Raw genomic sequence first — 22,040 nt, 5'->3', positions numbered from 1 at the left:
GCGAATCGACAGGAAAATTATCATGGCTAAACCTGCTGCTCGTCCTCGTAAAAAAGTTAAAAAGACAGTGGTTGATGGCATCGCCCACATCCATGCTTCTTTTAACAACACAATCGTGACCATCACCGACCGTCAAGGTAACGCGCTTTCTTGGGCTACCTCCGGTGGTTCGGGTTTCCGCGGTTCCCGCAAGTCCACCCCGTTCGCTGCTCAAGTAGCTGCTGAACGTGCTGGTCAAGCTGCGCTGGAATACGGCCTGAAAAACCTTGACGTTAACGTCAAAGGTCCAGGTCCAGGTCGTGAGTCTGCTGTCCGTGCTTTGAACGGCTGTGGCTATAAGATCGCCAGCATCACCGACGTGACGCCAATCCCGCACAACGGGTGCCGTCCGCCGAAGAAGCGCCGCGTGTAATCCAGGAGATTGTAAAGAATGGCTCGTTACATTGGTCCAAAATGCAAACTCGCTCGTCGTGAAGGCACCGATCTCTTCTTGAAGAGCGGCGTGCGCGCGATCGAATCGAAGTGCAACATTGAAGCAGCACCTGGTATCCACGGCCAACGCCGCGGTCGCCAGTCCGATTACGGCACCCAACTGCGTGAAAAGCAGAAGGTCCGTCGTATCTACGGCGTTCTCGAGCGTCAATTCAGCGGCTACTACAAAGAAGCTGCTGGCAAGAAAGGTGCAACCGGTGAAAACCTGCTGCAACTGCTCGAATGCCGTCTGGACAACGTTGTATACCGTATGGGCTTTGGTTCGACTCGCGCCGAATCCCGTCAGCTGGTATCGCACAAATCCGTCAGCGTAAACGGCCAAACCGTTAACGTCCCGTCCTACCAGGTTCGTGCTGGTGACGTGGTCGCGATTCGCGAGAAAGCAAAAAACCAACTTCGCATTGTCCAAGCTCTCGATCTGTGTGCCCAACGTGGCCGCGTAGAATGGGTAGAAGTAGACACTGAGAAGAAGTCGGGCGTTTTCAAGAACGTTCCTGCTCGCAGTGATCTGTCCGCCGACATCAACGAAAGCCTGATTGTCGAGCTCTACTCCAAGTAAGGGCTAGAAAATAGGTGCATCCATGCAGATTTCGGTAAATGAGTTCCTGACACCCCGCCACATTGATGTGCAGGTTGTCAGTCCAACCCGCGCCAAAATTACTCTCGAGCCTCTCGAGCGTGGTTTTGGCCACACCCTGGGCAACGCGCTGCGCCGCATCCTGTTGTCCTCAATGCCCGGCTGTGCAGTAGTCGAGGCCGAGATTGACGGTGTGCTCCACGAGTACAGCGCCATCGAAGGTGTACAGGAAGACGTAATTGAAATCCTGTTGAACCTTAAAGGTCTGGCTATCAAGCTGCACGGCCGTGACGAAGTTACGCTGACCTTGTCGAAGAAGGGTTCGGGGGTGGTTACCGCTGCCGATATTCAGCTGGATCATGATGTCGAGATCGTTAATCCCGATCACGTAATCGCTAACCTGGCGTCTAACGGCGCCCTGAACATGAAGCTCACTGTAGCTCGTGGTCGTGGTTATGAACCGGCCGACTCGCGTCAGAGCGATGAAGATGAAAGCCGCAGCATTGGTCGCTTGCAGCTTGATTCTTCGTTCAGCCCGGTTCGCCGTATCGCATACGTGGTGGAAAACGCCCGTGTCGAGCAGCGTACTAACCTGGACAAGCTGGTTATTGATCTGGAAACCAACGGTACTCTCGATCCTGAAGAGGCTATACGCCGCGCTGCAACCATTCTGCAACAGCAGTTGGCTGCGTTCGTCGACCTCAAAGGTGACAGCGAACCAGTGGTAATCGAGCAGGAAGACGAGATCGATCCGATCCTGCTTCGCCCGGTTGACGATCTGGAACTGACTGTACGTTCGGCTAACTGCCTTAAGGCGGAAAACATTTACTACATCGGTGACCTGATTCAGCGCACCGAAGTAGAACTGTTGAAGACTCCGAACCTCGGCAAGAAATCCTTGACTGAAATCAAGGACGTTCTGGCCTCCCGCGGTCTGTCCCTCGGCATGCGCCTCGACAACTGGCCGCCTGCAAGTCTTAAGAAGGACGACAAGGCGACTGCCTGATCGTCGTAATCACCGAACGTGAGTTTGGTAAGGAATGAACCATGCGTCATCGTAAAAGTGGTCGTCACCTGAGCCGTACCAGCTCGCACCGCAAGGCCATGTTTCAAAACATGGCGGTGTCGCTGTTCGAGCACGAGCTGATCAAAACTACACTGCCAAAAGCTAAAGAACTGCGTCGCGTTGCTGAGCCGCTGATCACTTTGGCTAAGACAGACAGCCTGGCTAACCGCCGTTTGGTTTTCGACCGTACTCGTTCGAAAGCTATCGTTGGTAAGCTCTTCAACGACCTGGGCAAGCGTTACGCTACCCGTGAGGGTGGCTACCTGCGCATCCTCAAGTGCGGTTTCCGCACTGGCGACAACGCGCCAATGGCGTACGTCGAGTTGGTTGATCGTGCTACTGCCGGCGAAGCTGTAAGCGCCGAGTAAGACGACAAGCTGTAACGAAGAACCGGGCCTAGTGCCCGGTTTTTTGTGTGCGTAATAAAAGCGCGATTTTACAAGCGTTCACGGGCTGTGCTCGGCACTATGAGTGCTGGGGATGTTGTTAGTTATTTTCTATCGATGCCGACAATTTAATAAATTTGATAGCTTCATATCGATGATCAATACTCCCTCCAAGCCGACTAGCCGGCAGTTCCAAGTCCGACCTGAGGAAGATTGCATGAGCCAGAATAAAATCCTTACTACCGCCAGCGGCGCGCCCGTTGCGGACAATCAGAATTCCCGTTCCGCCGGTCCACGTGGCCCATTGCTGCTCGACGATTTCCACCTGATCGAGAAGCTCGCGCACTTCAACCGTGAAAACATTCCGGAACGTCGCGTGCACGCGAAAGGTTCGGGTGCCTTCGGTACTTTTACGGTTACTCAAGACATTACCCAATACACCAGCGCCAAGTTGTTTGAGTCTGTTGGCAAGCAAACCCCGACCTTCTTGCGCTTTTCCACCGTTGGTGGTGAGCGCGGTTCGGCTGATACCGAGCGCGATCCACGCGGCTTCGCCTTGAAGTTCTACACCGAAGAAGGCAACTGGGACGTCGTCGGTAACAACACCCCAGTGTTCTTCATTCGCGATCCTTTAAAGTTTCCGGACTTCATCCACACCCAGAAGCGCCTGCCGCAAAGCAATCTCAAAAGCGCTCAGATGATGTGGGACTTCTGGTCGCACTCTCCGGAGGCACTGCACCAGGTCACCATTCTGTTTTCGGACCGTGGCATCCCTGATGGCTATCGCCACATGCACGGCTTCGGCAGTCACACCTACAGCCTGATTAACGCCAATGGCGAGCGCCACTGGGTGAAGTGGCACTACAAGACTAAGCAAGGCATCAAGAACTTGGCGCCGGCTGAGGCCGCGCGCCTGGCCGGTACCGACCCGGATTACGCCCAACGCGATCTGTTCGGCGCGATTGAGCGCGGTGATTTCCCGAAATGGCGGGTCTGCATCCAGATCATGACGGAGGCCCAGGCTAATGCCCACTACGAGAACCCCTTTGACGTGACCAAGACCTGGTCGCAGAAGGAGTTCCCGTTAATCGAGGTTGGCGAGCTCGAACTCAACCGCAATCCGCAGAACTACTTCGCTGAAGTGGAGCAGGCTGCGTTTGGCCCGAGCAACATGGTGCCAGGTGTAGGCCTGTCGCCAGACCGTATGCTGCAAGGTCGTGTGTTCGCATACGCAGATGCTCACCGTTACCGCGTCGGCACCAATCACCAGCAACTGCCGGTGAATGCCCCGCGTAACCAGGTGAACAGCTATCAGCGTGATGGTTCGATGGCATTTGGCAGCAACGGTGGTGCGGCGCCCAATTATGAGCCGAACAGCTACGCAGACGCCCCGAAGCAGGCACCACAATACGCAGAGCCTGTGTTGGCATTGAGCGGTGCTGCTGACCGTTATGATCACCGGGAAGACACCGATTACTACAGCCACGCAGGTGCGCTGTTCCGCCTGATGAACGATGAGCAGAAAGCGTTGCTCACCAACAACATCGCCGGTGCAATGGGGGGCGTTTCCAGTGATGTGGTTCAGCGCCAGTTGCAGCATTTCTACAAAGCAGATCCTGCTTATGGAGAAGCAATCGCAAAGGCACTGGGTGTATCGCTTAACTAACTCTAAACGATAAGCAGAACCGCCCTCAATTGGGCGGTTTTTGCGTTATTTCAGCCACTTTTCTCGGGAAATCTTCACTTTTCTGCCGTTGATCCCGTGACCTCCGGGTCATCATGGTTCAAACTACAGACTTTCAAGCAGGGAGATGTAGGGCGATGCAAGGTCACCCCGACGTAATCGATTACCTCAACACGTTGCTGACGGGCGAACTGGCTGCTCGTGACCAATATTTCATCCATTCGCGCATGTATGAAGACTGGGGCTTTACCGAGCTCTACGAGCGTATCAACCATGAGATGGAAGAAGAGGCACAGCACGCCGACGCACTGATGCGCCGTATCCTCATGCTCGAAGGCACGCCACGTATGCGTCCCGATGATCTGGATGTGGGCACCACGGTGCCTGACATGCTCGCTGCCGACCTGCGCCTCGAGTACAAGGTCCGTGCCGCGCTCTGCAAAGGCATCGAGCTCTGTGAGCAGCATAATGACTATGTCACCCGGGAAATCCTGCGGGTGCAGTTGAATGACACCGAAGAAGATCATACCTATTGGCTTGAAAAGCAGTTGGGCCTGATCAAGCTGGTCGGCTTGGAGAATTACCTGCAATCGCAGTTCTGATTCCCGGCTACAAAAAAGCCCCTCTCACCGCAACGTGACAGGGGCTTTTCATTGGGCCTGAAAAATTCAGGCCCGGTCGCGCTCCAGTAACGGCTTCAAGTAGAAGCCCGTGTGTGATGGCGTCATTTCGGAAACTTGCTCCGGTGTGCCTACCGCGATGATCTGGCCACCTTTCGAGCCACCTTCAGGCCCCAAGTCAACCAACCAGTCGGCGGTCTTGATCACATCCAGGTTGTGCTCGATCACTACAACGGTGTTGCCGTGGTCGCGCAGGCGGTGCAACACGTCCAGCAGTTGCTGTATATCCGCAAAATGCAGGCCGGTGGTCGGCTCATCGAGGATGTACAGGGTCTTGCCGGTGTCGCGCTTGGACAACTCGCGGGACAGCTTCACCCGTTGCGCCTCACCACCGGACAACGTGGTCGCCGATTGACCCAGCTTGATATACGACAGGCCTACATCCATCAGTGTCTGCAGCTTGCGCGCCAACGCCGGAACCGCGTCAAAGAACACCCGCGCTTCCTCGATGGTCATCTCCAGGGTTTCGTGGATGCTTTTGCCCTTGTATTTGATCTCCAGGGTCTCGCGGTTATAGCGCTTGCTCTTGCACACATCGCACGGCACGTAAATGTCCGGCAGGAAGTGCATCTCCACCTTGATCAAGCCATCGCCTTGGCACGCTTCACAGCGACCGCCCTTGACGTTGAACGAGAACCGGCCCGGCCCATAACCCCGCGAGCGGGACTCCGGAACGCCAGCAAACAACTCACGAATGGGTGTAAACAACCCGGTGTAGGTCGCCGGGTTGGAACGCGGCGTGCGGCCAATAGGGCTCTGGTCGATATCGACGACTTTGTCCAGCAGCTCCAAACCCTTGATGCTGTCGTGAGCAGCCGCTTCCAGAGTCGTCGCGCCGTTCAAGGCGGTGGCACTCAAGGGGAACAGCGTGTTGTTGATCAGCGTTGATTTGCCCGAGCCGGAAACACCGGTCACGCAGGTCAGCAGGCCCAGCGGAATTTCCAGGTCGACATTGCGCAAGTTGTTGCCGCGCGCGCCCTTGAGGTGCAGCGCCTGCTTCTTGTTGCGCGGTGTACGTTTGGCCGGCACGGCAATTTTCACACGGCCAGACAAGTACTTGCCGGTCAGCGAGTCCGGATGGGCCATGACTTCTGCAGGCGTACCTTCGGCGACAATATGGCCGCCATGCACACCCGCGCCCGGGCCAATATCAACCACGTAATCCGCCAGGCGAATCGCATCTTCATCGTGCTCGACCACGATCACCGTGTTGCCGATGTCCCGAAGGTGTTTCAGCGTGCCCAGCAGGCGATCGTTGTCGCGTTGGTGCAAGCCAATCGACGGTTCATCGAGGATGTACAGCACCCCCACGAGCCCGGCACCAATCTGGCTGGCCAAGCGAATTCGCTGGGCTTCACCACCAGACAAGGTGTCGGCACTTCGATCCAGCGACAGGTAATCCAGGCCAACGTTGACCAGGAACTGCAACCGCTCGCGAATTTCCTTGAGAATCTTGTCGGCGATTTCCCCACGGCGACCGGTCAACTTGAGCACACCAAAGTACTCGCAGGCATCACCGATGGGCAGGTTGGTCACCGCAGGCAATGTCTTCTCGCCCACCCACACATGCCGCGCCTCTCGACGCAGGCGAGTGCCACGGCAATCCGGGCAAGGCTGGGTGCTGAGGAATTTTGCCAACTCTTCGCGCACGCTGGCCGATTCAGTCTCGCGGTAGCGACGCTCAAGGTTCGGCACGATGCCTTCGAACGGGTGCGAGCGCTTGACGATATCGCCACGGTCATTCAAGTACTTGAAGTCGACATTCTGCGAACCACTGCCGTGGAGGATGACCTTCTGTTGGTCCGCCGGCAGTTGGTTGAATGGCACTTCCAGGCTGAATTTATAATGCGACGCCAACGACCCCAACATTTGGAAGTAGTAAACGTTACGCCTGTCCCAGCCACGTATCGCGCCTTCCGCCAGGGTCAAGTCACCGTTGACCAGACGCTTGATGTCGAAGAACTGCTTCACCCCCAGGCCATCACAGGTCGGGCACGCGCCGGCCGGGTTGTTGAAGGAGAACAGCTTGGGTTCCAGCTCACTGATGGCGTGCCCGCAGATCGGGCAAGCAAAGCGCGCGGAGAAGATGATCTCTTCGCCCGGCTCGTCATCCATCGGGGCCACGAGGGCAATGCCGTCGGCCAGCTTCAACGCGGTTTCGAAGGATTCCGCAAGGCGCTGCTGCAGGTCTGCCCGTACCTTGAAGCGGTCGACTACCACATCAATCGAGTGCTTCTTCTGCTTGTCGAGCTTCGGCGCTTCGTCCAGCTCGTAGAGCTTGCCGTTGATTCGCGCCCTTACAAAGCCTTGCGCACGCAGTTCTTCGAAGACGGAAAGGTGTTCGCCCTTGCGCTCACGAATCACCGGTGCCAGCAGCATCAGCTTGGCGCCTTCCGGCTGGGCGAGCACCAAGTCGACCATTTGGCTCACGGTCTGGGCTTCCAGGGGAATATCGTGGTCCGGGCAACGCGGAATACCCACGCGTGCGTACAGCAGACGCAGGTAGTCGTAGATTTCGGTAATGGTGCCCACGGTGGAGCGCGGGTTATGGGAAGTCGATTTTTGCTCGATGGAAATGGCCGGCGACAGGCCTTCAATGGTGTCGACGTCGGGCTTTTCCATCATCGACAGGAACTGGCGGGCATAGGCCGACAGCGATTCCACATAGCGACGCTGGCCCTCGGCATACAGCGTGTCAAACGCCAGCGACGATTTGCCGGATCCGGACAAGCCGGTGATGACAATCAGTTTGTCCCGTGGCAGGGTCAGGTCGATGTTCTTCAGGTTGTGGGTTCTAGCCCCACGAATCAGGATCTTGTCCAAGATGGCCTCGCACGGCGGGCGTAAATAATGCCGGAGTATACGGCTAAAGACTGGATGAATATACACTGCCAAAAGGCCGCTTGCAGCCTTAGATGAAAGCTGCGCGGCAAAGCGCCGCATATACCCTCTCAATCGATGGGACTGGTAGAATCGCCGCCGGTTCACACGAGGTTTTTCCATGCACGATCCCCACAGCGAACGCATGAGTAGCGGCGAGACCCGAGCGGCAAGCGGTCTTGCCCTGGTGTTCGCCTTCCGTATGCTGGGCATGTTTATGGTGTTGCCGGTGCTGGCGACCTATGGGATGGACCTCCCAGGCGCGACCCCGGCATTGATCGGCCTGGCCATTGGCGCCTATGGCCTGACCCAGGCGATTTTTCAGATTCCATTCGGGATCATTTCTGACCGCATCGGCCGCCGTCCGGTGATCTATCTGGGTCTGATCGTGTTCGCTCTCGGCAGTGTGCTCGCGGCGCAATCGGATTCGATATGGGGCGTGATTGCCGGACGCATCCTGCAAGGGGCCGGTGCGATTTCCGCCGCGGTCATGGCGCTGCTATCAGACCTGACCCGTGAACAACACCGCACCAAGGCCATGGCCATGATCGGCATGACCATCGGACTGTCGTTTGCCGTGGCCATGGTCGTCGGCCCCCTGCTGACACGCGCGTTCGGCTTGCACGGGCTGTTTCTGGTCACCGGCGGCATGGCGCTGTTCGGTATCGTGATCGTTGCCTTTATGGTGCCGCGCTCCACCGGTACGTTGCAGCACCGCGAGTCGGGCGTCGCGCGCAAGGCGTTATTGCCGACGCTCAAGCATCCCGACCTGCTGCGCCTGGATTTAGGTATCTTCGTATTACACGCCATGCTCATGTGCAGCTTCGTCGCCTTGCCCCTGGCGCTGGTGGAAAAAGCCGGGCTACCCAAGGAACAGCACTGGTGGGTCTACCTCACCGCGCTGTTGATTTCGTTCTTCGCCATGATCCCGTTCATCATCTATGGCGAGAAGAAACGCAAAATGAAACGAGTTCTCTTGGGTGCCGTCGCGACGTTGATGCTCACTGAGCTATTCTTCTGGCAGTTCGGCGACAGCCTGCGGGCGCTGGTAATCGGCACGGTGGTATTTTTCACCGCGTTCAACCTGCTGGAGGCTTCATTGCCTTCGCTGATCAGTAAGGTTTCACCGGCCGGTGGCAAAGGGACGGCCATGGGGGTGTATTCCACCAGCCAGTTCCTGGGTTCTGCACTGGGCGGCATCATGGGTGGCTGGATGTTCCAGCATGGCGGTTTGTCGGTTGTGTTCCTTGGATGCGCCGGGCTGGCTGCACTTTGGCTGGCCTTTGCTGTTACCATGCGCGAACCTCCATACGTCACAAGCCTGCGCCTGCCGTTGTCGCCCGAAGCCATTCGTGACGCTGGCCTGGTAGAGCGCCTTAAGGCCGTTGTTGGAGTAACAGATGCAGTCGTGGTCGCTGAAGAAGCGGCCATTTACATCAAATTGGACACCGAATTATTGGATCGCGCGACGCTTGAGCAACTGGTCAACCCAGTGCCGACAGCGCGCCCAGCCTAGGAGAACGTTATGGCCCGTGGGGTTAACAAAGTCATATTGGTCGGTACATGCGGCCAGGATCCCGAAGTTCGCTACTTGCCTAACGGTAACGCCGTGACCAACCTGAGTCTGGCGACCAGCGAGCAGTGGACCGACAAGCAGACCGGCCAGAAGGTCGAGAAAACCGAGTGGCACCGTGTGTCGATGTTTGGCAAAGTGGCTGAAATCGCCGGTGAGTACCTGCGCAAAGGTTCGCAGGTCTACATCGAAGGCAAGCTGCAAACCCGTGAGTGGGAAAAAGACGGCATCAAGCGTTACACCACTGAAATCGTGGTCGACATGCAAGGCACCATGCAACTGCTGGGCGGCCGTCCACAGCAGGGCGACCAACAAGGCGGGGGCAATAACTACCAGCAGTCCGCCCCGGCCCCACGCCAGCAGGCTCCGCGTCCGCAGCAGTCGGCACCGCAACAGTCGCGCCAGGCGCCGCCTCCACAGCAGGCTGCTCCGCAACCGGCTCCGGATTTCGACAGCTTTGATGACGATATTCCGTTCTAGGATATAGCCAAAGTTGTAGAGTGTTCCCGAAAGCCCCTGAGCCCTGCGCCAGGGGCTTTTTGTTAATACCCGCAAGAGCACGCACCCCACATACTCATGGACGAACACCGTGTATAAAAAACGTCTCTCATGGGCATTGAGCACCGTTCTACTCACCGGCTGCACTGCCCTCCAGGGAAACCCGAAGCCCGAAGTCTCCCTCGCTGACGACAAAAGCCAGATCGTAGGCCTCTGGGCCATGCAAGCGCTGAACGAAGGTCAAACGACCGTGGCTGACTTCAGGGCAGACGGCCAACTGGTGCTGCACGCGTTCGATTGCGTGACGTCCAGCCAGAAGCCGCCTGATGTAATGGGCTATTCCGTGGTCGAGGATGGGCAGGTGATCAACATGATATTGCCGTCCAAAACCCTCGAACTGAAGGTGCTGACCTTCTCTCCTGAGTTCATGCAGTTCACCAGCCGGACCGGCGGAATGACGATCAGATACGATTTTGAAAAAGTCGACAAGGTCGACTCCGTATGTGAACGCTACCCCGATCTCAAGGCTGAACAGGCCCGAATTGCACCCTATAAGGCCAGCGATTTTGTGGCCGCTCCAACCATTCCCAAACATCCGGGCATGGACCGCTATGTCGGTACCTGGGGCTCCGACAACGTAATGATGGTCACCATCGCGCGCGATGCCAGCGGCGGCTTTTATCTCAGTACGCCCAGTGACAAGAACTGGCATTACCTCTACAACAACGTCCATTGGGTGGGCGATGTGCTGCACTTTCAGCGTTACACCTATTCGGACAGTGAAGCCTCCTTTCGCTCCCCCAAGCACAGGCTACAAACCCCGACCAGCCTTGAACCGATGCCCGACGGCAGCCTGCGTGAGGACTTCATCCTCAATGGCGACCCCTACATGAGCACGTTGACACGGATGAAATAACGCAGCGCCTAATCGGTGATCAGGCGTCCGCCTCGGCCGCCGTCACCACCATCTCTTTGAACCGGCGTAACACTGCAGATCCGTCATCAATCCGCGTCGCCAAATGCAGTGGCGCCACCAGGCTCTGACACTCCGTCAGTTCCCGGTACACGATGCCGTCCCCGCGCAACCGCTGCATCGACGCTGGCACGATGGACACCCCAAGTCCCGCCGCTACCAGGCTGAGTGTCGCGGTCATGCGCGGGGCTTCCTGCACCACCTGCGGGCTGAACCCCGCTTCGCGGCACGCCACCAGAATCGCGTCATACAAACCCAACCCAACGCGGCGGCGATAGAGCACGAAGGACTCGCTCGCCAATGCCTTCAAGGGCAGGGGAGAGCCCGCATCGAGTGCCAGCGGATGATCAGTGGGCAGCGCCAGCAGCATCGGCTCCACCAGGATGGGGTCGTCCTGCAGCGATTGAGTCCCGCTGAGGGGCGAGCGGATAAACGCCGCGTCCAGTTTCTCGTGCCCCAACGCGTCCAGCAGTTCGCCGGTGCCAGCTTCTTCCAACACCACCGTGACGCCGACATAGGTTTCGCGAAACAACCGCAACACACTCGGCACAAAGGGATGCAGTGCAGCCGAGCTGGTGAACCCGATTGCCAGCCGTCCGCGCTCGCCCCGTGCGGCACGGCGCACTACATCGGCAATGCCTTCAGCCTGCGCGAGTAGTTCACGGGCTTCGTCCAGTAAAGCGAGCCCAGCGGTAGTGGGTCGCACGCCTCGGGGCAAACGCTCCATCAGCATCACGCCCAACTCGGCTTCGAGGCTTTGCAGCATCCGTGTCAACGGCGGCTGCTGCATGCCCAAGCGTTCGGCAGCGCGGGTGATATAACCTTCTTCGGCGATGGCAACGAAGGCCTTGAGTTGGCGAAGCTCCAGCATATGGATACTTTTCAGGTATGGGAGAGTGCCAATCTTGGCATTTGTTCTCATGGCTCACAAGATTTAGGCTGTGGTCAACCTCAAACAGAAGGAAGCCGCGATGACCTGGTCAGCCAAGCAATACACGATGTTTGAACAACAACGCACTCGTCCCGTCCGCGACCTGGTCGCGGCCATTCCGAATACCGAGGTGCGCACGGCTGTCGACCTGGGCTGCGGCCCCGGCAACTCTACCGAGGTGCTGGCCGAGCGCTTCCCGCATGCGCACGTTACCGGCATGGACAGCTCCGACGACATGCTGGTCGATGCACGCCAACGGCTACCGGCGCAGAACTTCGAACTGGCGGACATCGGCGCCTGGAACCCCGCGCAGACTTTCGATGTGATCCTGGCCAACGCTTCGCTGCAATGGCTGCCTGACCACGCCACGCTTTACCCGCACTTGGTCCACCAACTGACACCCGCTGGCACGCTGGCGGTGCAAACGCCGGACAACCTCGATGAGCCTGCCCACCGACTTGCCCGTGAAGTTGCCGCTGATGGCCCGTGGTCTGCCAAGATCGGCGCGGTCAAACACAATGAACGCCACGCCGCGAGCTACTACTACGAGCTGCTGAGCAACCATTGCAGCACCGTCGATGTGTGGCGCACCACCTATCAGCACCCGCTGGCGGATCACGCTGCGGTGGTGGAGTGGTTCAAGGCCTCGGCCCTAAGACCCTTCCTGGCGCCGTTGACCGATCGCGAAAAGGCTGCCTTCCTGCAGGAGTACCAGGCGCGGATTACCCAGGCTTACCCAGCCCTGGCCGATGGCACCGTGCTGCTGCCTTTTCCGCGCCTGTTCATTATCGCTACCCGCTAACTTCGCCAAGACACGTGGCGGTTATGCCGCCGCCGCTTGCGCCTTCAAATACTCATTTGCCGACACCACGCCCGCATACCCGAATGCCAGCGACGCCATATACGCCCCATGCACCTGCGCAGCCGGGATCACCTGGCCATTGAACTCCAGGTCCCGGGTCGCACACGCGTCATGAATGACCGTGACCTTGTAGCCCAGGTCCGCCGCCGCCCGCACCACCGCATCGATACACATATGGCTCATGCTGCCGACCACCACCAGTTCGGTGATGCTGCGTTGTTCCAGCAGCGCGCGCAGGTTGGTCTCGCGAAACGAATTCACAAAATGTTTAAGCACCACCGGCTCATTGTCTTCGTTCAGCACTTTGGTATGCAGATGCGCACCCTCGGAGCCCGGTGTGAAGAACGGCGCGTCCTCAGACGTGAACTCATGACGCACATGAATCACCGCATCGCCCGCCTGGCGAAACGCCTGCAACACCTGCACGGCCTTGTCCGCTGCGGCTTCGACGCCGTCGAGTGGCCACTTGCCTTGAGGGAAGTAGTCGTTCTGGATATCGATTAGGATGAGCGCTTGCTTGGCCATGTGTGTTGCCTCGTGATGGGTTGATGGGCCCAGTATCTTAGCTGGCGCCTGCACTTGGGATTGGCTGCACCGACAATAACAGGGGGAAAACTGACAATGGTCGTTGTTGAGCTGGGCGTGTTGATCTACCAGGGGGCGCAGATGGCGGCCGTGCACGGCCTGACTGACCTGTTCGGCGTCGCCAACCGCATCGCCGCCGAGCACCAGTGCGCACAGTTGCCGCTCTTGCGGATCAGCCATTGGCAGGTGGAGGCTACCGGTGAAACGGTGCGCGTATTCGATAGCCACCCCGGCCCTGATCAACCCATGATGGCCGTACTGGTGCCCCCGTCGATTGGTGAGTTCACCGAAGAACAAGCGCCGCCTGCGCTACTGGAATGGCTTCGCCGGCAACATGCGGCAGGTACCGTACTGGGCGGCGTCTGCATGGGTTCGATCATGCTCGCGCGCAGCGGATTGCTCGATGGGCGCAGCGCCACCACCCATTGGTCTTCCGCCAAATCCTTCGCCGCGCGTTACCCGGCCGTGCGCCTTGAAGCGGATAAACCCATCGTTGATGACGGCGACCTGATTACCACCGCTGGCTTAATGGCCTGGTCCGAACTCGGCCTGCGCCTGGTCGATCGCTTGATGGGCCCCAGCATTGCGGCGGATACCGCGCGTTTCCTGGTGATCGAGCACAGTGACAGCGCCAGCCAGTGCGGCAGTAACTTCGCGCCGATTCTTGGCCACGGTGACGGTGCCATTCTCAAGGTTCAGCACTGGTTGCAGGCCAGCGGTGCAGTGGATGTTTCCGTGGCGGCGATGGCACTGGAGGCCGGCTTGGAGGAGCGCACATTCCTACGGCGCTTTCGCAACGCCACCGGTTTGAAACCCACCGAATACTGTCAGCATCTGCGCGTGGGCAAGGCTCGGCAGATGCTCGAGTTTACCAACGGCACCATTGATCACATCGCGTGGACCGTGGGCTATCAGGACCCCAGCGCCTTCCGCGCCACCTTCAAGAAGATCACCGGCCTGGCGCCCAGCGATTACCGCAACCGTTTTGGCGTCTGAATCGTGCAGAACGCCGCGACGCCGACGCGCTGTCGTGCAGAATGGAGCAGGCCAACTGCCATCGGTTTTTCGGCAACTGCTTGATTTCACAACCATCCGCCCCGAAAGCGCCTTGGCCTGATCCCTGCAACCTCTCTTGCACACACATGGCGGCAAGGCCAAGGGGGACGCATGACCCCGACTCAACGCAAGAAGCTGGTGGTCGCTCACTCCACACGTGAAGGCGCCCCTCTTCATGAGATCGAAACCAACCGCGCCCTGGCGCGCTGGCTGGCGCAGATTCTCGGGCTAAAATTCGGTGGCAGCTACGACCCTGCTCTGCATACGGGACGATCACTTTACCTGCTGCCCACGCAAACCCTGGTCGGTGCAGCCCAGGTGCGTGCGCTCAATATCAAGGGGCCGGAGGATGTGTGGGGCGGTTACGTCGACCACGATTTCATCTGCACCAAAGCCATCAGCCATGGTCTGCTCGGGCCTGAAGCCAAAGCGCCCGAAGGTTGGTCAGCGCTATTCTGCGAACGTGTGCGAAACGTCGTGCTGGATGGTTTGAGCGTCTTCGCGCTGGAAGACGCCCGGCCCGCTGCCACGCGCTTGCTCTACAGCGGACCCATTCGCCTGAAACCCGTGCAGGCCTGCGCCGGCCGAGGCCAGGAAGTTATCCACAGTCTCGATGAGTTCGAAGCCGTGCTGGCTCGACCTGAGGCCGCGAAGCTCTTCAGCGATGGTGTGGTGTTGGAGCAAGACCTGCAGGACGTGATCACCCACAGCGTCGGCCAAAGCTTCATCGGCGATCACGTGTTCAGCTACTGCGGCGAGCAATCCCTGACGAAAGACGGGCAGGGCGAAGACGTCTACGGCGGCTCCGACCTGTTGGCGGTGCCGGGTGGCTACGAAACCCTGCTGCAACTCGAACTGCCCGACGACGTTCGCGAAGCCATCGAACAAGCACAGGTGTTCGACGCGGCCGCCGATGAAGCCTATCCCGGCTTCTACGCATCGCGGCGCAACTACGACATCGCTCAGGGCCTGGACAGCGACGGCCAACGCCGCAGCGGCGTGCTCGAACAATCCTGGCGCATGGGCGGGGCCAGCAGCGCGGAAGTCGCAGCGTTGCAGAGTTTTATCAACAACCCCGGCCTGCGTGCTATCCGTGTGTCCTCTGTGGAAACCTACGCGGACCAACCCTTGCCGGCTGATGCCATTGAGGTGTATCGCGGCCCGGCGCAAAACAGCGCCTTTCTTCTCAAGTACGTGACGGTTAAATCTTATGACGGCTAGAAGCGAAAGCATTGCGATCGACATCGACGACGAACAGATGAGCGGCACCTTCCTGAGCCCCAAATCCAAAGTACCTGGCGTGTTGTTTGTGCACGGCTGGGGCGGTAGCCAAGAGCGTGATCTTGAACGAGCCAAAGGCATCGCCGGCTTGGGCTGTGTGTGCCTCACCTTCGACCTGCGCGGCCATGCCGCCACTGGCATTCCGCTGTCTCGCGTCACCCGCGAAGACAACCTGCGCGACCTGCTGGCGGCCTATGATCGACTGCTGTCCCACCCGGCCATCGACACCTCGGCGGTGGCGGTGGTGGGCACCAGTTACGGCGGCTACCTCGCGGCAATTCTCACCTCACTGCGCCCGGTGCGCTGGCTGGCGCTGCGCGTGCCGGCGCTGTACCGCGACCAGGAATGGCTCAAACCCAAGCGTGATCTGGATAAGGCCGACCTGATGGATTACCGCAGCACGCGGGTCCACGCCGAAACCAATCGCGCCTTGCACGCTTGTTCTGCGTTTACCGGTGATGTGCTGATCGTTGAGTCGCAAACCGATGCCCACGTGCCCCACGCCACCATCATGAGTTACCGCGCGGCGTGCCAGCAGACCCATTCCCTGACTCATCGCATCATCGATGGTGCCGACCACTCGCTCAGCGACCCGGTGTCTCAGCAGGCGTACACCTCAATCCTGGTGGACTGGATTACCGAGATGGTGGTGGGTGAGCGGTTGAGCATTATCCAGTCTCAATAATCGGGTGCTCTTTAGGCCGCCTTCGCGAGCAAGCCCGCTCTCACATTCGACTGCATTCCAAAGGATGTACACGATTAAACGGGGGAGCGGGCTTGCTCGCGAAGGCGGTCGACCAGTCACTACAGTCTTAAGCCGGTGCTTTCTTCACCCCCAACGCCTTGGCCTTGGCCTCTACGCCAAGGTACATCACCAGAGCGATCAGCAGCGGCAAGATGAAGTAGATCGCCCGATACGCAATCAACCCCGCCAGCAAACTGCCCCGCGACGCTTCATGCTGCAACAGCGCGATAAACACCGCCTCCAGCACCCCAAGCCCAGCCGGGATGTGGGTGAGCACGCCAGCAATCGCGCTGATCAGCAACACCCCCAACACCAGCGGATAATCCAGTTTGGCCGGCAGCAACGTGAAAATCACCGCCGCCATCAGCGACCAGTTCAACGCGCCCAACATCAGTTGCAAACACGCCATACGCAGCGACGGCAGGTTGATTTCCATGCCGCGAATCGTCCACGCACGCTTTTTCGAAAACTGGCAGGCCACCAGGTAACCCAGGCTGGCCAGTACCAACAACGCGCCAATGCCTTGCAATGCCGTGGTGCTGACCTTCCAGCCTGGTGGCATCGTGACGAGGCCGCTGCTGAAAACCACGCCGGCTATCGCCATATAGCCAAACCAATTGGTCGCCAGGCTCAGACCGAGGATCTTGGCGATATTGCCTGTGCTCACCCCCAAGCGCGAATACAGTCGATAGCGCATGGCGATGCCGCCCACCCAGGCGCTCAAGTTGAGGTTGAAGGCATAGCTGATGATCCCCACTGGCAGGATTTGCTTCCACCCCAGGGGCTGGCGAATGTACGTTCGGCCGATCAGGTCAAAGCTGGCGTAGACCAGAAAGCTGCATAACGTCAGTGCGCTGGCGATCACCAGCGTGCGCACTTTGAAGTCGCCCAGGGTCTGAACCACTTCGCTCCAATCGATGCGCCGCGCGAGCAGGGTGAACAGCGCAATCAGCAGCAAGAAGAAGACGATGGTCAGCGGCTTCTTCCAGCGTTTGAACTGCGAGCCTTTGGTTTCAGACGTCATGGCGCTGAGCCTCAAAAGGTTTCAAACGCGGCTTGTGCGCGGGCAACCAGCCGGTGAGTGCAGGAAAGTGGCGCATCACATGGAACACCAGGAAACCCACGGTCAAACGCCACAGCCACAGGCGCGGCTTGCGTTTTTCCGGCATGGTCTGGCAGTGGTTTTTTGCCAGGGCTTCCAGTCGTTCATACAGCTGTTGATTGAACGCACGGTCGCGAATCAACACGTTGGCTTCCAGGTTCAGCGACAAGCTCAATGGGTCCAGATTGCTCGACCCCACCGTGCTCCATTCGTCATCCACCAGTGCGACTTTGCCGTGCAGTGGGCGCTGGCAATACTCGTGGATCACCACGCCGTCCTTGAGCAAATAGTCGTAGAGCATGCGCGCCGCCAGCTTGGCCAGCAGTACATCGGGCTGGCCCTGCATGATCAATTGCACGTGCACGCCACGGCGCGCGGCGTTGCGGATTTCCCGCAGCAGGCGGTAGCCGGGGAAGAAGTAGGCGTTGGCGATCACCGCGCGTGTCTGGGCTTTGCTCAAGGCGTGGATATACGCTTCTTCGATGTCATCGCGATGCTGCGCGTTGTCGCGGTAAATCAGGCGCACCTGGCCATCGCCCTTATCGGTCGACCAGATCTGCGGCCGCTGCTGGCGTCGTCGCCAACCGCGTCGCGTGCGTACTTGGCGGCCGCTTTGGGCCAAGGCGAAATGATGCAAGTCCGCTACCGCCGGGCCGATCACCTTCACCGCGTAATCTTGCTTGGCCTCGGGACCGTAATCGTCCAGGTGGTCGGCGGAGAAATTGATTCCGCCGATGAAGGCCACCTCCGCGTCCACTACCACGATCTTGCGGTGCAGGCGGCGAAACCAATTGGTGCGAATGCCCAGGGTCTTTGGCGCGGGGTCGAACATCTGCACCGCAACGCCGGCCGCGGCCAGCTCGCCGAGAAACGACGGGCTCAGTTCGCCGCAGCCAAAGCCATCCAGGCTGACCACTACGTTGACCCCACGGCGCGCCGCCTCGATCAGGATGCCATGCAGCTCATGGCCCACTTTGTCTTCGAAGAGAATGAAGGTCTCCAGCAGAATCTCGCGCCGGGCTTCGCGCAGTGCAGTGAACACCTCAGGGAAGTACGCTTCGCCGTTCTCCAGCAATTGGACCTGGTTGCCACTCTGCCAGCCGTAATCCAGGTCACGTGCCTTGGCTTGGTCCGGCGGCTGGTCGGTGGAAATATGTTCTACGGCGACGTTCATAGCTCAATCTCCACTGACAGGGGGACATGGTCTGATAGATGGGACCAGGGCCGTGTCGTCAGTACTCGGGGGTTATGCACCTTCAAATTGCGCACATAAATCCGGTCCAGCGGCAGCAGAGGCAAGCGCGCCGGGAAGGTGCGCGCGGGTTTGCCCTGGGTTTCGATGAATACTTCTTTTAGGCCGCTCTGGCTCAGGTCGGCCTTTTGGCGCCAATCGTTGAAATCACCGGCAACCAGCAGCGGCGCGTCGGCAGGAATTTCGCTGATGCGCTGTTCGATCAAGCGCAATTGCTGCTGGCGGTGCACTTCGCGCAGCCCCAAGTGAATGCAGATCGCATGCACCTCTTGGCCGGTGCCCGGCAGGCGCATCACGCAATGCAAAAGGCCACGGTTTTCATGGCCGCTTTGCGAGATATCGAGGTTGTCGTAGCGCACGATCTGGAATTTCGACAGCAACGCATTGCCGTGATCGCCGTGGGGGTAGACCGCATTGCGCCCGTAAGCAAACTGCGGCCAGATGCTGTCAGCGAGGAACTCGTACTGCGGCATGTTCGGCCAGTCGCTGAAGCGCTGGGGGTGGCGCTCATGGGTGCCGTGAATTTCTTGCAGGAACACCATGTCGGCGCCCACGCTGCGTACTGCTTCACGCAGCTCGGGCAAGATGAAGCGTCGATTCAAGGCAGTGAAACCCTTGTGGATATTGACCGTCAGCACGGTGAAGCGCGTGATGGCGGCGGTGGGCGTCACGGGAATCAATTCCGGATGAGTCATGGCAGCACCCCCAATTCTGGTAGTTTGCCGGGCTCAGTGGTCATTGCTTTATCCAGCTCGAAGCGCTGTAGCAATTGGCGCGTATCGAAGGGCGCGCGCACCTTGATGTCGTTGTCGAAGAAGCAGAACACGTCGCGCGGCTTGCGTTTCGGGTCCATCAGGTGGGCGTCTGACGGTTGTTTGCCGTGGCGCCAGCACTCGATTCGGTCTGGCGTATCGGCGTACCATTGGGCGTAGCGCTGCGACGTTTGCAGCGCGTAGAACGAACCATTGATCTCAATGCTGTTGACCGCCCGTGACGCAAACTGCAACTCACGTTTCTGGGTCAGGCCCTCGGGGTAGAAGCCCCCCCGCCAAGGCGTGTAGCGCCAGCCGGAAATGCCGATATGAATCGCGGACATGGTTGCTCCCGTGGTTAATGGGTCGAATGACCTCCATGGAGGGATGACTGTGGGATTTGCGAGAAAGTTTCCAGCGCCTTACGGACGGCACGCCCCAGCGCATTGCGTTTTAGACGGGAACGATCAGCGCCAAAACCCGTCAGCTCGTTACAGACCTACCTCAAGGAGCCCGGTGTTTTGCTGAATTCAAAGACTGCATTACTGCTCGGCGCGCTGCTGTTTTGCGGCAGCGGCGCAGTGCACGCCGCGGCGGCCGCGCCTGAAGCCGAAACGCCGGCCAAGCCGGAAATTCTGGTCGAGGGCGGCCTGCTCGGGGCCATCAGCTCCAGCATCGTTGATGTGCAGGACAAGCTTGATCTCAACCAGAACCTCCTTGACGCTTGGCGCCTGCGCGCCGACCGTGCGGCCAATGAGGTGGGGCGCCTGGTCAACCGTCCCTCGGACCGCTCGCCATGGAGCGTGGCCGGGGACTTCCTGCTGTTGTCCGGCGTCTGGATCGGCGCCTTCGCGCTGTTGACCTTACTGGGGCGCAGGCTGGTCAGGCGTGTCAGCCAACGTCCCTTTGTCCATCGGCGCGGACGCTTGCAAGGCGTACTCGGTTATTTAGTGCCCTACACGATCCCGGCCGTGATCTGTCTGCCGCTGACGCTTTACGTCAGTCACTTTTTGCCGACCTCCATCGGCCGGGCGCTGGCGTTGTGTTTTGCCTATGCGACCAGTAGCGGCATCTTCTCCACGTCCATCCTGTTGTGCGTGATCGTTATGTTTGACGTCGGGCATAAACGCACGGCCGTGCAGATCATCCGCGATTACTGCCCAAAGCCGATGTTCATGATCGGGTTCCTCGCCGCCCTCAGCGATGCGCTGACCAGCCCGCAGATCGCCCGCCAGTTCGGCGGCAATATCACCAGCGGCATTGCGATGTTTACCGGCCTGTTTGCGGCGGTAACCTTCGGCATGCTGGTGATTCGCCTGCGTCGCCCGGTCGCGCACTTGATCCGTAATCAGGCGCTGACCCAGCGCCTTAAACACCCGGCGTTGCAACAATCGCTGCGGATATTTTCCGGGCTCTGGTACTGGCCGATCCTGCTGATGGTGCTGGTTTCGGCGATAAACCTGATCGGCGCCGGGGACGATAACCAGAAAGCCCTGCGCTGCGCGCTGCTCACCACCATTTTGCTAATCGGCACGGTGTTCCTGAGCACTGTGCTGCAACACCTGTTCAAGTCGCGCAGCCAAGTGGCGATCCAGCGCAGCAGTGCTTACAAGGAGCGTTTCCTCAGCGTGCTGCACGCGATCTTGCGCATTGCGATGGCGCTCGGGTTTATTGAAGTCCTTGGGCGTATCTGGGGTGTCTCGCTGTTTGAATTCGCCGAGCGCAACTCGATCGGTCGGGCGATCAGCGATTCCCTCAGCAGCATTGGCTTGATCCTGCTGATGACCGGGTTGTTCTGGGTGGTCCTGGATACGGCGATTCAGGAAGCGCTGAAACCGCCGGTCAACGATCGCTCGAGCCGCCAGCCCAGTACCCGGGTGAAAACCATCCTGCCGCTGGTGCGCAACGCGGTGAAAATCATCCTGGTGGTGATTTGCGCAATCACCACCATGGCCAACCTCGGCATCAACGTCGCACCGCTGCTGGCCGGTGCCGGCGTGGTCGGCCTGGCTATCGGTTTTGGTTCCCAGCAGTTGGTGCAGGATGTGATCACCGGGCTGTTCATCATCATTGAAGACACCCTGTCCATCGGCGACTGGGTGGTGCTCGACTCCGGCCACGCCGGCACTGTCGAAGGCCTGACCATCCGCACCCTGCGCCTGCGCGACGGCAAGGGGTTTGTGCATTCGGTGCCGTTCGGGCAGATCAAGGCGGTTACCAACCAGTCGCGGCAGTTTGCCTATGCATTCTTCTCAGTGCAGTTCACCTACGACACGGACGTGGACAAGGCGCTGGAATTGATCCGCGAGGCCGGGCAATCGATTCGCGACGATGTGTTCCTCAAGTACAACCTGCAAGGCCCGCTGGAGGTGTTTGGTGTCGACAAGATGGACCTCAACGGCGTGGTGCTGACGGCGCAGTTCCGCACGGTCTCGGGCGGGCAATACGCGGTGAGTCGCGCGTTTAACCAGCGGCTGAAAAAGCGTGTGGATAATTGTGACGAGGTGCACTTCGCGCAGACTTATCCACAGCAGATTTTGTTGCCCAAGCGTGCGCTGCTGGCGGATGAACCTGATGCAGAGGTGCCGGCTTCGGTGGTGGTCACGGAGCCGCCTCGGACTCAGTGACCTTCACAACCCGTAGCAGCTGGCGCTCGACAGCTGCT

General features: G+C 59.1%; 21 protein-coding genes. 14 read left to right on the top strand and 7 right to left on the bottom strand.

What is annotated here, in order from left to right:
* Positions 1–22 precede the first annotated feature (22 nt).
* The 6 genes from rpsK (at position 23) to bfr (ending at position 4,807) form a co-directional block, all read left to right on the top strand.
* On the top strand, positions 23–412 hold the full coding sequence (gene rpsK / locus AACY36_RS15315; protein ID WP_002555466.1) for a 30S ribosomal protein S11: 390 nt from the start codon (positions 23–25) through the stop codon (positions 410–412).
* An 18-nt stretch (positions 413–430) separates the two neighbouring features.
* Positions 431–1,051, top strand: a complete 621-nt coding sequence (rpsD, locus tag AACY36_RS15310) for a 30S ribosomal protein S4 (RefSeq protein WP_003210056.1) — start codon at positions 431–433, stop codon at positions 1,049–1,051.
* 22 nt (positions 1,052–1,073) lie between these two features.
* Positions 1,074–2,075: a DNA-directed RNA polymerase subunit alpha gene (locus tag AACY36_RS15305; RefSeq protein WP_003176403.1), complete on the top strand. Its 1,002-nt coding sequence runs from the start codon at positions 1,074–1,076 to the stop codon at positions 2,073–2,075.
* Positions 2,076–2,116: 41 nt separating this feature from the next.
* Entirely contained in the window at positions 2,117–2,503 is a 387-nt protein-coding gene (gene rplQ, locus AACY36_RS15300; RefSeq protein ID WP_017135967.1) for a 50S ribosomal protein L17, read from the top strand.
* A 235-nt stretch (positions 2,504–2,738) separates the two neighbouring features.
* Positions 2,739–4,187: a catalase gene (locus AACY36_RS15295; protein ID WP_339417024.1), complete on the top strand. Its 1,449-nt coding sequence runs from the start codon at positions 2,739–2,741 to the stop codon at positions 4,185–4,187.
* A gap of 155 nt (positions 4,188–4,342) precedes the next feature.
* Positions 4,343–4,807 (top strand): bacterioferritin, encoded by a 465-nt coding sequence (gene bfr, locus AACY36_RS15290; RefSeq protein WP_015886133.1) that lies wholly within the window; start codon positions 4,343–4,345, stop codon positions 4,805–4,807.
* 66 nt (positions 4,808–4,873) lie between these two features.
* Here bfr and uvrA read toward each other — a convergent pair whose 3' ends face one another.
* Positions 4,874–7,708 (bottom strand): excinuclease ABC subunit UvrA, encoded by a 2,835-nt coding sequence (gene uvrA / locus AACY36_RS15285; RefSeq protein WP_339417023.1) that lies wholly within the window; start codon positions 7,706–7,708, stop codon positions 4,874–4,876.
* Positions 7,709–7,886: 178 nt separating this feature from the next.
* Here uvrA and AACY36_RS15280 point away from each other — a divergent pair, with 178 nt between their 5' ends.
* The 3 genes from AACY36_RS15280 to AACY36_RS15270 all read left to right on the top strand — a co-directional run bounded on the left by AACY36_RS15280 (position 7,887) and on the right by AACY36_RS15270 (position 10,752).
* Entirely contained in the window at positions 7,887–9,281 is a 1,395-nt protein-coding gene (locus AACY36_RS15280; protein ID WP_339428436.1) for an MFS transporter, read from the top strand.
* Positions 9,282–9,290: 9 nt separating this feature from the next.
* Positions 9,291–9,818: a single-stranded DNA-binding protein gene (locus tag AACY36_RS15275; protein ID WP_010467282.1), complete on the top strand. Its 528-nt coding sequence runs from the start codon at positions 9,291–9,293 to the stop codon at positions 9,816–9,818.
* A 109-nt stretch (positions 9,819–9,927) separates the two neighbouring features.
* Positions 9,928–10,752, top strand: a complete 825-nt coding sequence (locus tag AACY36_RS15270) for a hypothetical protein (RefSeq protein ID WP_339417021.1) — start codon at positions 9,928–9,930, stop codon at positions 10,750–10,752.
* Positions 10,753–10,771: 19 nt separating this feature from the next.
* Here the strand turns inward: AACY36_RS15270 and AACY36_RS15265 are convergent, their stop codons facing one another.
* Positions 10,772–11,680, bottom strand: a complete 909-nt coding sequence (locus tag AACY36_RS15265) for a LysR family transcriptional regulator (RefSeq protein ID WP_339417019.1) — start codon at positions 11,678–11,680, stop codon at positions 10,772–10,774.
* Positions 11,681–11,780: 100 nt separating this feature from the next.
* Here AACY36_RS15265 and tam point away from each other — a divergent pair, with 100 nt between their 5' ends.
* Positions 11,781–12,542, top strand: coding sequence for a trans-aconitate 2-methyltransferase (tam, locus tag AACY36_RS15260; RefSeq protein WP_339417017.1), 762 nt, complete (start codon positions 11,781–11,783; stop codon positions 12,540–12,542).
* Positions 12,543–12,563: 21 nt separating this feature from the next.
* Here tam and AACY36_RS15255 read toward each other — a convergent pair whose 3' ends face one another.
* Positions 12,564–13,127, bottom strand: a complete 564-nt coding sequence (locus AACY36_RS15255) for a cysteine hydrolase family protein (protein WP_339417016.1) — start codon at positions 13,125–13,127, stop codon at positions 12,564–12,566.
* Between the two features lie 96 nt (positions 13,128–13,223).
* Between AACY36_RS15255 and AACY36_RS15250 the strand changes: the two genes are divergently transcribed.
* The 3 genes from AACY36_RS15250 to AACY36_RS15240 all read left to right on the top strand — a co-directional run bounded on the left by AACY36_RS15250 (position 13,224) and on the right by AACY36_RS15240 (position 16,209).
* Positions 13,224–14,183, top strand: a complete 960-nt coding sequence (locus AACY36_RS15250; protein ID WP_339417014.1) for a GlxA family transcriptional regulator — start codon at positions 13,224–13,226, stop codon at positions 14,181–14,183.
* Positions 14,184–14,354: 171 nt separating this feature from the next.
* The gene (locus AACY36_RS15245; RefSeq protein WP_339417013.1) at positions 14,355–15,464 is read left to right on the top strand and encodes a DUF3182 family protein; all 1,110 of its coding nucleotides are present in this window, start codon (positions 14,355–14,357) and stop codon (positions 15,462–15,464) included.
* A complete protein-coding gene (locus AACY36_RS15240; RefSeq protein WP_339417011.1) occupies positions 15,454–16,209 on the top strand; it encodes an alpha/beta hydrolase family protein in 756 nt (251 codons plus the stop codon). Before AACY36_RS15245 ends, AACY36_RS15240 begins: the two co-directional genes overlap by 11 nt.
* Before the next feature lie 127 nt (positions 16,210–16,336).
* Here AACY36_RS15240 and AACY36_RS15235 read toward each other — a convergent pair whose 3' ends face one another.
* From AACY36_RS15235 to AACY36_RS15220, 4 genes are read right to left on the bottom strand one after another with little or no spacing between them, the layout of a single operon-like run.
* Positions 16,337–17,293: a lysylphosphatidylglycerol synthase domain-containing protein gene (locus AACY36_RS15235; RefSeq protein WP_339417009.1), complete on the bottom strand. Its 957-nt coding sequence runs from the start codon at positions 17,291–17,293 to the stop codon at positions 16,337–16,339.
* Positions 17,283–18,545, bottom strand: a complete 1,263-nt coding sequence (gene clsB / locus AACY36_RS15230) for a cardiolipin synthase ClsB (protein ID WP_339417007.1) — start codon at positions 18,543–18,545, stop codon at positions 17,283–17,285. Before clsB ends, AACY36_RS15235 begins: the two co-directional genes overlap by 11 nt.
* On the bottom strand, positions 18,542–19,318 hold the full coding sequence (locus AACY36_RS15225; RefSeq protein ID WP_339417004.1) for an endonuclease/exonuclease/phosphatase family protein: 777 nt from the start codon (positions 19,316–19,318) through the stop codon (positions 18,542–18,544). Before AACY36_RS15225 ends, clsB begins: the two co-directional genes overlap by 4 nt.
* A complete protein-coding gene (locus AACY36_RS15220; protein WP_339436993.1) occupies positions 19,315–19,719 on the bottom strand; it encodes a DUF72 domain-containing protein in 405 nt (134 codons plus the stop codon). The genes AACY36_RS15225 and AACY36_RS15220 overlap by 4 nt, the downstream gene beginning before the upstream one ends.
* Before the next feature lie 177 nt (positions 19,720–19,896).
* Between AACY36_RS15220 and AACY36_RS15215 the strand changes: the two genes are divergently transcribed.
* The gene (locus AACY36_RS15215; protein ID WP_339417002.1) at positions 19,897–22,002 is read left to right on the top strand and encodes a mechanosensitive ion channel family protein; all 2,106 of its coding nucleotides are present in this window, start codon (positions 19,897–19,899) and stop codon (positions 22,000–22,002) included.
* Positions 22,003–22,040: the final 38 nt, after the last annotated feature.

The sequence above is a fragment of the Pseudomonas sp. EA_15y_Pfl1_P101 genome (assembly GCF_963970835.1).
Lineage (GTDB): Bacteria > Pseudomonadota > Gammaproteobacteria > Pseudomonadales > Pseudomonadaceae > Aquipseudomonas > Aquipseudomonas tritici.
Note: the sequence above shows the minus strand (reverse complement) of the source record. Positions and strands in the feature narration are given on the sequence as shown.